Consider the following 12,750-nt stretch of genomic DNA (forward strand, 5'->3'; position numbering starts at 1 on the left):
TATGCGCGCTCGCGGCAACGCGTTGGCTACAATCGACGCGTCGCCCGCGAGGGCCACACTACAAGGAGAAGACACATGGAGATGAAGGACAACGTCGTGTTGATCACGGGCGGCGCGTCGGGTCTGGGCGCGGCGACCGCGCGCGTCGTCGCGGGCAATGGCGGCAAGCCCGTGATCGCCGACATGAACGAAGCTGCGGGCGAAGCGCTTGCGCGTGAATTGTCCGGCGTGTTCGTGAAGTGCGACGTGAGCCGCGAAGACGACGGACAGCGCGCCGTCGATGCCGCGACGAAGCTCGGCACGCTGCGCGGCCTCGTGAACTGCGCAGGCATCGCGCCGGCATCGAAGACGGTCGGGCGCGACGGCCCTCACCCGCTCGATCTGTTCAGCAAGGTCGTCGCGGTCAATCTGATCGGCACGTTCAACATGATCCGGCTCGCGGCCAACGCGATGTCGAAGAACGAGCCGAACGGCGGGGGCGAACGCGGCGTGATTGTGAATACGGCGTCGGTCGCGGCATTCGACGGGCAAATCGGGCAGGCGGCGTATGCGGCGTCCAAAAGCGGCGTCGTAGGCATGACGCTGCCGGTCGCACGCGATCTCGCGCGCAGCGGCATTCGCGTGATGACGATTGCGCCGGGCATCTTCGAAACGCCGATGCTGCTCGGCATGCCGCCCGACGTGCAGACGGCGCTCGGCGCGATGGTGCCGTTCCCTTCGCGCTTCGGCAAGCCGGACGAATTCGCGATGCTGGTCAAGCAGATCTTCGACAACCCGATGCTCAACGGCGAAGTGATCCGCCTCGACGGCGCAATCCGCATGCAGCCGAAATAAGCGCGCCCCTTGAATCTCGGCTCAGTCGCCGTTTTCCTGCGTGCGCAGTCGCAGATCGTGCAGCTCGGACTCGACGACGGTGGCATCCACCGCGTCGGGGCGGTCTTCCAGATAGCGCTCAAGGTCTTCGAGCGCCGGGCGCAAATAGTCGAGCCGCGCGTACGCGAAGCCGCGATCGCGCACTTCCTCGATGCTGTCCGGCAGCGCGATCACCAGCCGCTGCTGCACGGCAAGCAGACGCTGCCAACGCTCCGTCTGAAGATAGATGCTCTTGAGGTTGCGCAGCATCCGCGCGACGATTTCGCGGCGCGTCGCGGGCTGCAACAGCACGCGCAACGCGCTGCCGATCGATTCGCCGACGCGCTGCACATACGGCTCCAGCATTTCGACCATTTGCGCTTCGGAGAGCGACTGGCCGGTCGTCGGATCGAGCATGAGATCGCTGCCGGGCGTCGCGACGCGCAACAGGAAATGCCCCGGAAACGACACGCCCTGCACCGGCAACCCAAGCTGCTCGGCCATTTCCAGATAGATGACGGCAAGCGAAATCGGGATGCCGCGCCGACGCCGCAGCACCGCGTTCAGATAGCTGTTGTCCGGGTCGTAATAGTCGTTCAGGTTGCTGGAGAAACCCAGCTCGCGGAAGAAATAGCGATTGAGCGCCTCGACGCGCTGTTTGACATCCGCGTCCTCGGGCATGCGGCGGCGCGCGCGCACGACCAGTTCGTCCAGTTCCGCGAGCACCGCCTGCATGTCGACGTCCGGATAGGCGTCCTGCGCGAGCGACAGCGCGGCCTCCGTGAGCGGCAGGCTCTCGTCGTCGGCCATCAGGGCCGAGAAATAGTCGAGGATACGCGTCGTCGTCATCAATGCGCTCGTCTCTTGAAGTAAGCGTATTTGAAGCCCATTGCGGAAAGCATACCGAAATACAGTCCCGCGAACACAACCAGGCTAGCTCCGAGCAGCATGATTCGTGCGAAGGGTGTCGCGCGCATGGCAATCCAGTCGAAATTGGCCGACACCCAGTGCATCACGCCGGCGAGCACGAGACACGCGCCGACCAGCTGCACGAAAAAGCGCGTCCAGCCCGGAGACGGCTGATAAATCCCGCGGCGGCGCAAGCCGATGAAAAGCAGCAGCGCGTTGGCGAGCGCGCCGAGGCCGATGGACAGCGTCAACCCCGCGTGCGAGAAAATCGGCACGAAGATGTAATTGCTCACCTGCGTCATGATCAGCACGCCGACGGCGATCTTCACCGGCGTCTTGATGTCCTGCTTCGCGTAGAAACCGGGCGCGAGAATCTTGATGAGGATCAGCCCGATAAGGCCGATGCCGTACGCCGACAGCGCGCGGCCCACCATCACAACCGAATGACCGTCGAACTTGCCGTAGTGAAAGAGCGTCGCGGTGAGCGGCTCGGCGAAGAAGAAAAGCGCGACCGCGCTGGGCGCGGCCAGCAGGAAGGTGATGCGCAAGCCCCAGTCGAGGAGCGCCGAGTATTCGTCGGCGTTGGCGTCGACGTGCGCTTTCGAGAGGCTCGGCAGAAGAATGGTGCCGAGCGCCGCGCCGAGCAGCGCGGTCGGGAATTCCATCAGGCGGTCGGCGTAGTTGATCCACGACACCGCGCCCTGCCCGATATTCGACGCGATATTCGTGTTGATGATGAGGCTCAGCTGCCCGACCGACACCGCGAACGTCGCGGGCACCATCTTCGCGACCACGCGCTTGACGCCCGGATGCGCGAGCGCCCGCCGGAAGTTCAGGCCGACAGCCGGCATCATGTCGATCTTCTTCAAGCCGGGCAGTTGCACGAGGAATTGCAGCAGGCCGCCCGCGATCACCGCGTAGGCGAGCGCGTACACCGGCACTTTCATGTGCGGCGCGACGAACACCGCCGCGAAGATGAACGCCACGTTCAGCAGAACCGGCGCAAACGCGGGCAGCGAGAACTGCTTGTACGTGTTCAGAACGCCCGAGGCGAGCGTCGTCATCGAAATGAAGATGATGTACGGGAACATGATCCGCGTCATCTCGACGGCGAGGCCGTACGCCGCGCCGTCGTGCTTCAGTCCCGACGCGACCGCGAACACGACCCAGCTCGCGCCCGCCATGCCGGCGAGCGACAGCACGACGAGACCCCACGTCAGCACGGTCGACATGGCATCGACGAGCGCCTTGGTCGGATCGTGGCCCTTGCTGTTCTTGAACTCGGCGAGGATCGGCACGAACGCCTGCGCGAACGCGCCTTCCGCGGAGAGGCGCCGCAGCAGGTTTGGAATGCGGAACGCGACGTAAAACGCGTCGGTGTAGAGACTGGCGCCGAAGGCTCGGGCGATCAGCGTTTCGCGGATCAGGCCGGTCACGCGCGACAGCAGCGTGAAGCCGCTGACCGTCAGGAGGGCTCGGAATAGATTCATGGGGCGCTTATTATACGGGCCGCAGATGACGCGCTCCCGTAACGCTGGCGCGCAACGGCGCGAGATTGACGGATTGCACCAAATTCGTGGCGGCGCGGGCGCGGCGTGCCGCCGACACCGTCGCGCTTGTCATATCTCGTCTTCACTTGCTATAATCGCGGGTTTCGACGGCCGGTTCTGGCGAAATTGCGCCCGAAACGGGAATCCGGCGGAAGTCTGACTTGAAGCGCCGGCGTGCTTTTCGCGACTTCCGGCTCTGTCGGCAGTGTTCCAAAGGCGTCCAGCTTGGGCGTCTCAGGTTTCCGGGCGAATGGCTTAACCGCTGAATCGCTAACCGGAATTTCAGATCAAAGGCAGCGCGCATCCATCACCGCTTCCGGCCCGCCGGGCCAGAAGGTGAAGCCCGCTCCGACAAGTAACAGCAGAAACAGGATAAGGAACCGTCATGGCAAATACCGCACAAGCTCGCAAGCGCGCCCGTCAGGCCGCCAAGGCCAACTCGCACAACTCGGCGCTGCGCTCGAAGTTCCGCACGGCCATCAAGGCAGTTCGCAAGGCTATCGAAGCCGGCGATCAGGCCAAGGCCGCCGAAGTGTTCAAGTCGTCGGTCAAGACGATGGACATCATCGCGGACAAGAAGATCATCCACAAGAACAAGGCCGCTCGTCACAAGAGCCGCCTGGCTGCAGCCATCAAGGGTCTGCAGGCTCCCGCAGCCCAGTAATTCCGGCTCGTTTTCGGCGGGCGCTCGCGGTTTTTAGCATCGCGCGCTCGTCGGAACGGCTTCCTGTTTCCGCTGCGCTGTAACGAAAAAGCCCGCTTGCGCGGGCTTTTTTGCGTCCTGCTGCCGACCGTGCGGCTTCTCGGTCTAGCGACGCTGCTGCGTCTGCGTGCCGTGATGCGGCGGCAGTTCGCACGCCTCGGTCACCACGAGGTCGTTGTCCCTCGCGAAATTCAGCACGAAGTCGAACGCCATCGGCTCGATGTCGCGCAGACGCGAATCGACGATCACGACCTTGATGTCGCCGATCATGGTCGGGCGCACGTAGATGGAATATTGCAGGCGCGCGTTCGGCCCTTTCGCTTTCGGCCCGAAGCCCGACATGACACCGCACAGGCGCTCCGACCAGTCGCTCGGCCGAAACTTCCTCCCGCTCTTGGTGATGCCTTGTATGAAGTACTCGGTAGGGGATGATTCAGCCATGTAGCAATACCTTTTGTCGGCCGGTGGCGGCACCGGCGAATGCACACGCTTGACGCGGCGCTCGCGCCGGCCGGCACGAGCGCCGGGCGGCGCTTTGAAGCGGCCGAAGAGGACCGCCCGCCACCGCGACTGGATGGCGGACTCGGCAGCACGAAGAGATCGCAAGCGCAAAAGAACGCCAAGCGGACTCTTGCGAGCCAACGCCGACCATGCGCGTGAAACGGTGCTGAGCGTTACTGAGTGTTGCAGAGTTGTTGAAACGAGCGCCGACAATTATACCGCAGCGCCCCTTTTTCCGCAGCGCACACAGGCTCGCGCGCCTGTCTATCGGCCTTTTCGCCGCCTCGTCAAACCTCGCAAAATCCTTTATGCTCGAACGCCAACCCACTCCCGATGGCGGCGCCGTCCGGTCGAGCGACGTCTTCCGGCAGTCGCGCACCCGGTTCGAAGCCGCTGCTTGCGTTTCATGACCGCCAAGAAAATTCGCCACTATCTTCAGTTCAAGGATTTTTCGCTCGACGATTACGAGTACGTGCTGGAACGCGCCCGCATTCTGAAGCGCAAGTTCAAGAACTACGAGACGTACCACCCGCTGCACGACCGCACGCTTGCGATGATCTTCGAGAAGAACTCCACGCGCACGCGCCTTTCGTTCGAAGCGGGCATCTTCCAGTTGGGCGGTCACGCGGTGTTCATGAGCACGCGCGACACGCAACTCGGGCGCGGCGAGCCGATCGAGGATGCGGCGCAGGTCATTTCGCGCATGGTGGACATCATCATGATCCGCACGTTCGGGCAGGACATCATCCAGCGATTCGCGGAGAACTCGCGCGTGCCGGTCATCAACGGGCTGACCAACGAATACCATCCGTGTCAGGTGCTCGCGGACATCTTCACGTATTACGAGCATCGCGGGCCGATTCACGGCAAGACCGTCGCGTGGGTCGGCGACGCCAACAACATGCTGTACACGTGGATCGAAGCCGCGCAGATTCTCGGCTTCAAGCTGCGTCTGTCCACGCCGGAAGGTTACAAGCTCGACCGCGCGCTGGTGGCGCCTGAAAGCGCGCCGTTCTACGAAGAATTCGCCGATCCGAACGAAGCCTGCGCGGGCGCGGATCTCGTCACCACGGACGTGTGGACGAGCATGGGTTTCGAAGCGGAGAACGAGGCGCGCAAGAAGGCGTTCGCGGACTATTGCGTCGATGCCGACATGATGGCGCGCGCCAACGCCGATGCCCTTTTCATGCACTGCCTGCCGGCGCATCGCGGCGAGGAAGTGAGCGCGGAAGTGATCGACGGGCCGCAGAGCGTCGTGTGGGACGAGGCGGAAAACCGCCTGCACGTGCAGAAGGCGCTGATGGAATATCTGCTGCTCGGCAAGCTGAACCACTGACGAGCTCTACTCACACGAAAACGCCGCCTGATGTTGTATCCGGCGGCGTTCGTTTTTTCAGACGACGACCGGCTCCATCTCCAGCTCGACGCCGAATCGCGCAAGCACATCGCTTCTAATCGCTTCCGCGAGCTGGAGCACTTGCGCGCCGGTCGCGCCGCCGCGATTCACGAGCACCAGCGCTTGCCGCTCGTGCACGGCCGCCCCGCCGATGCCGCGCCCCTTCCACCCGCACTGGTCGATCAGCCAGCCCGCCGCGAGCTTCACGCTGCCGTCCGGCTGCGCGTACGAAACGACACCCGGTTCGCGCGCGCGCAACGCGTCGAACGCTTCTGCGCTGACAACCGGATTCTTGAAGAAACTGCCCGCGTTGCCGAGCACGGTCCAGTCCGGCAGCTTTGCGCGACGCACGGCGATCACGGCGTCGAAGATGGCCCGCGCGTCACAGGACGACGCGCCTTCCAGCGCACGCGCGACGTCCGCGTAATCGGCGCGCGGCGTCCACGCTTTCGGCAGACGGAATACCACTGACGTGATCAGGAACCGCCCGCGCCCCGCGCGCTTGAAGAAGCTGTCGCGGTAGCCGAACGCGCATGCATCGCGGTCGAATTCGGCTCGCGCGCCCGTCGCTAGCTCTACCGCATGAAGCCGCTCGAAGCGCTCGCCCATTTCGAGCCCGTATGCGCCGATATTCTGGATCGGCGCGGCGCCCACGGTGCCGGGAATCAGCGCGAGGTTTTCGAGGCCCGGCATGCCCTGTGCAAGCGTCCATGCAACGAACGCGTGCCAGTTCTCGCCCGCGCCGGCTTCGACCAGATATGCGTCGTCGTCCTCGCCGATCACGCGCTTGTTCATGATGCCGACGACGAGCGCGACGCCCTCGAAATCGCGCGTCAACACGACGTTGCTGCCGCCGCCGAGGACGAGGCGCGGCATGTTGGCGATCCGCGCGTCGGCGGCGAGCGCAGCGGCGGCTTCGACGCTATCGATCTGCATCGCGTGACGCGCGCGAACATCGAAGCCGAACGTGTTGTGCGGACGCAGCGAGTAATCCGCGAGAAGCGCGGGCGCGGGAAAGAAGGCGTCGGACATGGGGAACCGCGTGGCGAATGCTGGATTGGAAGCGGCCTTGGGGAAAACCAAAGCGCGTCGGTAGAATGACGTCAGGTCCGTGATTATAGCGAGTGCGCGCGCCGCGCCCGCCCTCGCCCAACGAAGAAGGGGAAGACAGATGCCATCGTTTGACGTCGTCAGCGAAGCAAACATGATCGAAGTGAAGAACGCGATCGAGCAGTCCAATAAGGAAATCTCGACGCGCTTCGACTTCAAGGGTTCCGATTCACGCGTCGAGCAGAAAGAGCGCGAGTTGACGCTCTATGCCGACGACGACTTCAAGCTCGGCCAGGTGAAGGACGTGCTGCTGTCGAAGCTCGCGAAGCGCGGCGTCGACGTGCGCTTTCTGGACTACGGCAAGCAGGAAAAGATTGGCGGCGACAAGCTGAAGCAGGTCGTCACCATCAAGAAAGGCGTGTCGGGCGATCTGGCGAAGAAGGTCGTGAAGATCGTGAAGGACAGCAAGATCAAGGTGCAGGCGAGCATTCAGGGCGATGCGGTGCGCGTGCAAGGCGCAAAGCGCGACGATCTGCAGAGCACCATCGCGCTCTTGAAGAAAGAAGTGACGGATACGCCGCTCGACTTCAATAACTTCCGCGACTGATCTCGCAAGTCCATGCAAAAAGCCGTTCCGCGCAATGCCGGAACGGCTTTTTTGTTGCTTACTGCGCCGCCTTCTTCTTGTCCCCGATGCGGCTTTCCTTGCCCGCCAGCAGCTTCGCAATATTCGCGCGATGCCGCCAGATCAAGAGCGCGCTCATCGCGAGCACGGCAAGCGAGATGCGGCTCGGCCCGAACAAAAACACCTGAAACAACGGCGCGAACACGGCAGCGACGAGCGCCGCGAGCGACGAATAGCGGAAGAAGAACGCGATGATGAGCCACGTCAGCAGCGTTGCGAGCCCAAGCACCGGATGAATGGCGAGCAACACGCCCGCGGCCGTCGCAACGCCCTTGCCGCCCTGAAACTTGAAGAAGATCGGATACAGATGGCCGAGAAACACGGCGATGGCCGACAGCGCGATGCACGTTGCGAGCCCCGTTGCATCTAGACCGAAGCGCGCGCCGAAGTGCGCGACGAGCCATACCGGAAGCCAGCCTTTGAAGGCATCGCCGATCAGCGTGAGGATGGCCGCGCGCTTGTTGCCGGTGCGCAGCACGTTGGTCGCGCCGGGATTGCCCGAGCCGTAGGAGCGCGGGTCGTCGAGTCCCATCGCCGCGCTGACGACGACGGCAAACGAAACCGAGCCGATCAGATAGGACACGACGGCGACGATCAGTTCAATCATAGGTTCTCTTCTAGCGTGGCGAGTCTGGGCGAAAGCGCGGTCAGCATTCTAATCGACGCTCGCGCACTGGACGGGCTTGGCGCCGAGCAGTTCGGTCAGCACGGCGGGATTAAGGCTCACGAGATAGCCGCGCCGTCCGCCGTTCAGATAAATGGTGTCCAGATCCAGAATGCTCGATTCGACGTACACCGGCATCGCCTTCTTCGTGCCGAACGGCGACGTGCCGCCGACGAGATAGCCGGAGTGCCGGTTCGCCACCTCCGGCTTACACGGCTCGATGCGCTTCGCGCCCGTCTGCCGCGCGAGATTCTTCGTGGACACGGTGCGGTCGCCGTGCATCAGCACGATGAGCGGCTTCGCGTGCTCGTCTTCCATCACGAGCGTCTTGACCACGGAATGTTCGTCCACGCCGAGCTGCCGCGCCGATTCCTCGGTGCCGCCATGCTCGACGTAATCGTACGGATGCTCGCCGAACGCCACCTTGTGACGGCGCAGGAATTGCGTCGCAGGCGTTTCGGAGACGTGTTTGATTTTCGACATGGACGCATTGTAGCGGCGCGGGATGCCGCTCACCATCGGCCATTCGGCCTAGTGGTGCGACGGCTCGGCATGTCGTACGATCGTTCGACTCACGACAGGACCTTGCCATGATCCGCGACGCCGAAACTCAAACGCTCCTGGAAGACACCATTCGCCGCTTCGTGCGCGAGAAGCTCGTGCCGCGCGAAGCAGAAGTCGACGAAACCGACGCCATTCCCGCCGACCTGATCGACGCCATGCGCGAGATCGGCATGTTCGGCCTCACCATTCCGGAAGCATACGGCGGCCTCGGCCTCACGATGGAAGAGGAAGTGCGCATCGCGTTCGAGCTCGGGCAGACGTCGCCGGCCTTTCGCTCGGTGATTGGCACGAACAACGGCATCGGGTCGATCGGCATTCTGCTCGACGGCACCGAAGAACAGAAAGCGCACTATCTGCCGAAGCTCGCGGCGGGCGAACTGATCGGCTCGTTCTGCCTGACGGAGCCGGATTCGGGCTCGGACGCCGCGTCGCTCAAAACCACGGCCCGGCGCGATGGCGACGCGTACGTGCTCAACGGCACCAAGCGCTACATCACGAACGCGCCGGAAGCGGGCATCTACACCGTCATGGCCCGCACCAGCGACGCGAAGGGCGCGAGCGGCATTTCGGCGTTCATCGTCGAGCGCGATACGCCGGGTTTGTCGCTCGGCAAGCCGGATCGCAAGATGGGCCAGCGCGGCGCGCATACCAGCGACGTGATCTTCGACAACTGCCGCGTGAGCGCCAGTCAACTGATCGGCGGCGTGGAAGGCGTCGGCTTCAAGACGGCCATGAAAACGCTCGACAAGGGTCGCATTCACATTGCGGCGGTCGCGGTCGGCGCGGCGAAGCGCATGTTGCGCGATGCCCTCGCCTACGCGATGGAACGTCGCCAGTTCGGGCAGCCGATCGCGGAATTCCAACTCGTTCAGGGCATGCTTGCCGACAGCAAAGCCGAGTTGTACGCCGCCGAATGCATGGTGCTCGACGCCGCGCGCCGCCGCGACGAGGGCCGCGACGTGTCCGTCGAAGCGTCGTGCGCGAAGTACTTCGCCACTGAAATGTGCGGGCGCGTCGCGGACCGCGCCGTGCAAGTGCATGGCGGCGCGGGCTATATCGCGGAGTACGGCATCGAGCGGTTCTATCGCGACGTGCGGCTTTTCCGGCTCTATGAGGGAACGTCGCAGATACAGCAGGTCATCATCGCGCGCGGGCTCATGCGCGGCGCGGACATCTAGCCGCGCGGATGGTGCTCGCGGTGCAGCTTCTGCAGGCGTTCACGCGCGACGTGCGTATAGATCTGCGTCGTCGAAATATCGGAGTGGCCGAGCAGCAGTTGCACCACGCGCAGGTCCGCGCCGTGATTGAGCAAGTGCGTGGCGAACGCGTGGCGCAGCGTGTGCGGCGAGAGCGGCGCGTGCACGCCGCCGTTCAGCGCATGACGCTTGATGATGTTCCAGAACTGCTGGCGCGTCATGCCCTCGCCGCGCGCCGTGACGAAGAGCGCATCGGCGGCGCGCGGGCCGAGCAGCGCCGGGCGCGAGTCGCGCAGATAGCGCATCAGCCAGTCGTGCGCCGCTTCGCCGAACGGCACGAGGCGCTCCTTCGAGCCCTTGCCCATCACGCGCACCACACCTTCGTTCAGGCCGACTTCCACGGTCTTCAGCGTGACGAGTTCGGTCACGCGCAGACCGCTCGCGTACATCAATTCGAGCATGGTGCGGTCGCGCAGGCCGAGCGGCGTCTCGATATCGGGCGCGTGCAGAAGAGCTTCGACTTGCGATTCATTGAGCGTCGAAGGAAAGCGCGGCGGCTGCTTCGCCGAACGGAGCTTGAGCGTCGGATCGGCGCTCGCGCGATGTTCGCGCATCGCCCACGCGTAATAGCGGCGAAAGACCGACAGACGCCGGTTGGCGGAAGTCGCCTTGTCGCCGCGGCGCGCGGCCATGTAGCCGTTCATGTCGGCTTCGGTGGCCGCGTCGATGGACGCGCCGCGCGTCTTCGCGAGCCATTCGGCGAAGAGCCGCAAGTCGCGCCGGTACGCGTCGAGTGAATTCTTGGCGAGCCCGTGTTCGAGCCACAATGCATCGCAGAACAGGTCGATGGCGTCGCTGCTCGCGATCAGTTCGGGCGTTTGCGGTTCTTCAATGATTGGGCTCGTCATCCGATGGATACACCTTCATGCGCCAGCAGCCAGCGCTTCACGTCACGGAAGAAGCCATCGCCCGGATGATGCGCGAATCCGCCGATTCCGCCCGCCGCGACGACCCGGTGGCACGGTATCACGATCGGCAGCGGATTGGAGCCGCACGCCTGCCCGACCGCGCGCGGCACGCTGCCGATCTCACGCGCGAGTTGTCCGTAAGTCCACACTTGCCCCGCCCCGATCCCGCTGATGCCGCGCCACACACGCTGTTGAAACGCGGTGCCGCCGAGAGCGAGCGGCAGATCGAAGCGCATCGACGGCGTCTCGAAGTAGCGGCGAATCTGACAGGCGGCTTTCTGCACGAGCGGCGCGTGCGCCTCGATGCTCTCGACATGCGCCGGCAGATAGACGATCTCGCGCACGGCGTGATCGTCCGCGCGTATGCCGACTTTGCCGAACGGCGCGTCGATGACGGCATCGAACCGGCGCGCCGGCGGTGCCGTCGAGTCCACCGTGATAAAGCCGCCTTCAGACAGCATGCTCTTCATGCGTCTCTCCTTGCTTCAGCGCCCAGCCGACATGCTCGCGCACGATCCCGGAACAATCGTCCGCGCGCGCTCGCAATGCTTCGATGATCGCCGCGCGTTCCTCGCCCTGCAACGGCGAGCGCAACGCATTGCCCATGCCGACGGCGATATTGCGCAGCCACCGCTCGTAGCCGATGCGGCGAATCGCGCTGCCTTGCATGCGCGTGTCGAACTCGTCGGCGGTCCACGAGAACAGTTCCACGAGCGTCGCGCGATCCAGCCCATGACGCACGTCGAAATCGGCGACCGGCGCGGCCTGCGCGAACTTGTTCCACGGACACGCAAGCTGGCAGTCGTCGCAACCGTAGACGCGATTGCCGATCAGCGGGCGCATGTCCTCGGGAATGCTGCCATGCAATTCGATGGTCAGATACGAGATGCAGCGCCGCGCATCCACGCGATACGGCGCGACGATCGCGCCCGTCGGACACGCGCCGACGCAGCGCGTGCACTGGCCGCAATGCGCGCCGTCGTGCTCGGGTTCGGGGTCGACAGGCAACGGCACGTCGACGTAAATCTCGCCCAGAAAGAAGAGCGATCCGGCATCGCGGTCGAGCAGCAGCGTGTGCTTGCCGCGCCAGCCGTTGCCCGCCTTCTGCGCGAGCGCCACTTCGAGCACCGGCGCGGAGTCCGTGAACGCGCGATGCCCGAACTGCCCGATCTCGCTCTCTATACGCTCGGCGAGTTGCTGCAAGCGGTGACGCATGACCTTGTGATAGTCGCGGCCACGCGCATAGATGGACACCACGGCCTGCGAGGGATCGCCGAGCCGCTTCCATTCGACCGCGCGCCAGTCGTTCTTCTGACCATCGGCTGTCGCGACACTTTCATCGCCCGTTTGCGCGAGCGTCGCAGCGGGAAGGTAGGCCATGCGCGCAGTGATGACCCGTCGCGTGCCGGCCACAAGCTCGGCCGGCCTTGCGCGTTTCATCCCATGTTTGGCCATATAATCCATTTCGCCGTGATAGCCTGCTTCGAGCCAATTGGCGAGGCCTTCCTCGGCATCCGTCAGGTCGATATCGCTGATACCGACCGCACCGAATCCCAGCTCGCGCCCCCACGCCCTGATGCGCTGCGCGAGCTCCGCCAGCGCGGCCTCGTCGTTCTCTAACGGATGCAAGGCGCGCGACTCGACGGCGGCGGCGCTCGTCGCTGTCGTGATTTCAGTGACTTCAGTGGAGTGGTCCGGCAAACGGTTCATCA

14 protein-coding genes are annotated in these 12,750 nt (G+C 64.2%); 5 read left to right on the plus strand and 9 right to left on the minus strand.

The features are described from left to right. Positions 1-75: 75 nt before the first annotated feature. Positions 76-834: a 3-hydroxyacyl-CoA dehydrogenase gene (locus LDZ26_RS10290; RefSeq protein WP_244847156.1), complete on the plus strand. Its 759-nt coding sequence runs from the start codon at positions 76-78 to the stop codon at positions 832-834. A gap of 21 nt (positions 835-855) precedes the next feature. Here the strand turns inward: LDZ26_RS10290 and LDZ26_RS10295 are convergent, their stop codons facing one another. Then, entirely contained in the window at positions 856-1,701 is an 846-nt protein-coding gene (locus tag LDZ26_RS10295; RefSeq protein ID WP_244847157.1) for a SirB1 family protein, read from the minus strand. Further along, complete coding sequence (murJ, locus tag LDZ26_RS10300; protein ID WP_370650610.1) at positions 1,701-3,251, minus strand: murein biosynthesis integral membrane protein MurJ; 1,551 nt, start codon at positions 3,249-3,251, stop codon at positions 1,701-1,703. The genes LDZ26_RS10295 and murJ overlap by 1 nt, the downstream gene beginning before the upstream one ends. Before the next feature lie 445 nt (positions 3,252-3,696). Here murJ and rpsT point away from each other — a divergent pair, with 445 nt between their 5' ends. Further along, positions 3,697-3,975, plus strand: coding sequence for a 30S ribosomal protein S20 (rpsT, locus tag LDZ26_RS10305; RefSeq protein WP_159836876.1), 279 nt, complete (start codon positions 3,697-3,699; stop codon positions 3,973-3,975). Positions 3,976-4,119: 144 nt separating this feature from the next. Here rpsT and LDZ26_RS10310 read toward each other — a convergent pair whose 3' ends face one another. Continuing rightward, positions 4,120-4,455 (minus strand): DUF3579 domain-containing protein, encoded by a 336-nt coding sequence (locus LDZ26_RS10310; RefSeq protein WP_244847158.1) that lies wholly within the window; start codon positions 4,453-4,455, stop codon positions 4,120-4,122. A gap of 466 nt (positions 4,456-4,921) precedes the next feature. Here LDZ26_RS10310 and argF point away from each other — a divergent pair, with 466 nt between their 5' ends. After that, on the plus strand, positions 4,922-5,851 hold the full coding sequence (gene argF, locus LDZ26_RS10315) for an ornithine carbamoyltransferase (RefSeq protein WP_244847159.1): 930 nt from the start codon (positions 4,922-4,924) through the stop codon (positions 5,849-5,851). A gap of 57 nt (positions 5,852-5,908) precedes the next feature. Here argF and murB read toward each other — a convergent pair whose 3' ends face one another. Continuing rightward, positions 5,909-6,943 carry a UDP-N-acetylmuramate dehydrogenase gene (murB, locus tag LDZ26_RS10320; RefSeq protein ID WP_244847160.1) on the minus strand — a complete coding sequence of 345 codons (1,035 nt, stop codon included), beginning with the start codon at positions 6,941-6,943 and terminating at the stop codon, positions 5,909-5,911. A 139-nt stretch (positions 6,944-7,082) separates the two neighbouring features. Between murB and LDZ26_RS10325 the strand changes: the two genes are divergently transcribed. Next, entirely contained in the window at positions 7,083-7,568 is a 486-nt protein-coding gene (locus tag LDZ26_RS10325) for a YajQ family cyclic di-GMP-binding protein (protein WP_175944867.1), read from the plus strand. Positions 7,569-7,626: 58 nt separating this feature from the next. Here the strand turns inward: LDZ26_RS10325 and plsY are convergent, their stop codons facing one another. Together plsY and ybaK are read right to left on the minus strand one after the other, a co-directional pair. Beyond that, positions 7,627-8,253 (minus strand): glycerol-3-phosphate 1-O-acyltransferase PlsY, encoded by a 627-nt coding sequence (plsY, locus tag LDZ26_RS10330; protein ID WP_244847161.1) that lies wholly within the window; start codon positions 8,251-8,253, stop codon positions 7,627-7,629. A gap of 48 nt (positions 8,254-8,301) precedes the next feature. Further along, positions 8,302-8,793 (minus strand): Cys-tRNA(Pro) deacylase, encoded by a 492-nt coding sequence (ybaK, locus tag LDZ26_RS10335; protein WP_244847162.1) that lies wholly within the window; start codon positions 8,791-8,793, stop codon positions 8,302-8,304. Between the two features lie 107 nt (positions 8,794-8,900). Between ybaK and LDZ26_RS10340 the strand changes: the two genes are divergently transcribed. Next, positions 8,901-10,052 carry an acyl-CoA dehydrogenase family protein gene (locus tag LDZ26_RS10340; RefSeq protein ID WP_244847163.1) on the plus strand — a complete coding sequence of 384 codons (1,152 nt, stop codon included), beginning with the start codon at positions 8,901-8,903 and terminating at the stop codon, positions 10,050-10,052. Here LDZ26_RS10340 and xerD read toward each other — a convergent pair. Genes xerD through queG form a run of 3 tightly spaced genes read right to left on the minus strand, consistent with a single transcriptional unit; the run spans position 10,049 to position 12,748 of the window. After that, positions 10,049-10,978 (minus strand): site-specific tyrosine recombinase XerD, encoded by a 930-nt coding sequence (gene xerD / locus LDZ26_RS10345; RefSeq protein WP_244847164.1) that lies wholly within the window; start codon positions 10,976-10,978, stop codon positions 10,049-10,051. The two genes, LDZ26_RS10340 and xerD, sit on opposite strands and share 4 nt — an antisense overlap. Then, entirely contained in the window at positions 10,975-11,499 is a 525-nt protein-coding gene (locus LDZ26_RS10350) for a methylated-DNA--[protein]-cysteine S-methyltransferase (protein ID WP_244849154.1), read from the minus strand. Before LDZ26_RS10350 ends, xerD begins: the two co-directional genes overlap by 4 nt. Then, on the minus strand, positions 11,489-12,748 hold the full coding sequence (gene queG / locus LDZ26_RS10355; protein ID WP_244847165.1) for a tRNA epoxyqueuosine(34) reductase QueG: 1,260 nt from the start codon (positions 12,746-12,748) through the stop codon (positions 11,489-11,491). Before queG ends, LDZ26_RS10350 begins: the two co-directional genes overlap by 11 nt. Positions 12,749-12,750: the final 2 nt, after the last annotated feature.

Origin of the sequence: Caballeronia sp. SL2Y3 (assembly GCF_022879575.1) — a bacterium.
Taxonomy (GTDB): domain Bacteria; phylum Pseudomonadota; class Gammaproteobacteria; order Burkholderiales; family Burkholderiaceae; genus Caballeronia.

Bases quoted from the DNA above. Each gene is read 5' to 3' on its own strand.
- rpsT (WP_159836876.1), top strand. From the start codon at position 3,697: ATGGCAAATACCGCACAAGCTCGCAAGCGCGCCCGTCAGGCCGCCAAG.
- LDZ26_RS10340 (WP_244847163.1), top strand. From the start codon at position 8,901: ATGATCCGCGACGCCGAAACTCAAACGCTCCTGGAAGACACCATTCGC.
- ybaK (WP_244847162.1), bottom strand. From the start codon at position 8,793: ATGTCGAAAATCAAACACGTCTCCGAAACGCCTGCGACGCAATTCCTG.
- plsY (WP_244847161.1), bottom strand. From the start codon at position 8,253: ATGATTGAACTGATCGTCGCCGTCGTGTCCTATCTGATCGGCTCGGTT.
- LDZ26_RS10350 (WP_244849154.1), bottom strand. From the start codon at position 11,499: ATGCTGTCTGAAGGCGGCTTTATCACGGTGGACTCGACGGCACCGCCG.
- murB (WP_244847160.1), bottom strand. From the start codon at position 6,943: ATGTCCGACGCCTTCTTTCCCGCGCCCGCGCTTCTCGCGGATTACTCG.
- LDZ26_RS10295 (WP_244847157.1), bottom strand. From the start codon at position 1,701: ATGACGACGACGCGTATCCTCGACTATTTCTCGGCCCTGATGGCCGAC.
- queG (WP_244847165.1), bottom strand. From the start codon at position 12,748: ATGAACCGTTTGCCGGACCACTCCACTGAAGTCACTGAAATCACGACA.
- LDZ26_RS10310 (WP_244847158.1), bottom strand. From the start codon at position 4,455: ATGGCTGAATCATCCCCTACCGAGTACTTCATACAAGGCATCACCAAG.
- argF (WP_244847159.1), top strand. From the start codon at position 4,922: ATGACCGCCAAGAAAATTCGCCACTATCTTCAGTTCAAGGATTTTTCG.
- murJ (WP_370650610.1), bottom strand. From the start codon at position 3,251: ATGAATCTATTCCGAGCCCTCCTGACGGTCAGCGGCTTCACGCTGCTG.
- LDZ26_RS10290 (WP_244847156.1), top strand. From the start codon at position 76: ATGGAGATGAAGGACAACGTCGTGTTGATCACGGGCGGCGCGTCGGGT.
- LDZ26_RS10325 (WP_175944867.1), top strand. From the start codon at position 7,083: ATGCCATCGTTTGACGTCGTCAGCGAAGCAAACATGATCGAAGTGAAG.
- xerD (WP_244847164.1), bottom strand. From the start codon at position 10,978: ATGACGAGCCCAATCATTGAAGAACCGCAAACGCCCGAACTGATCGCG.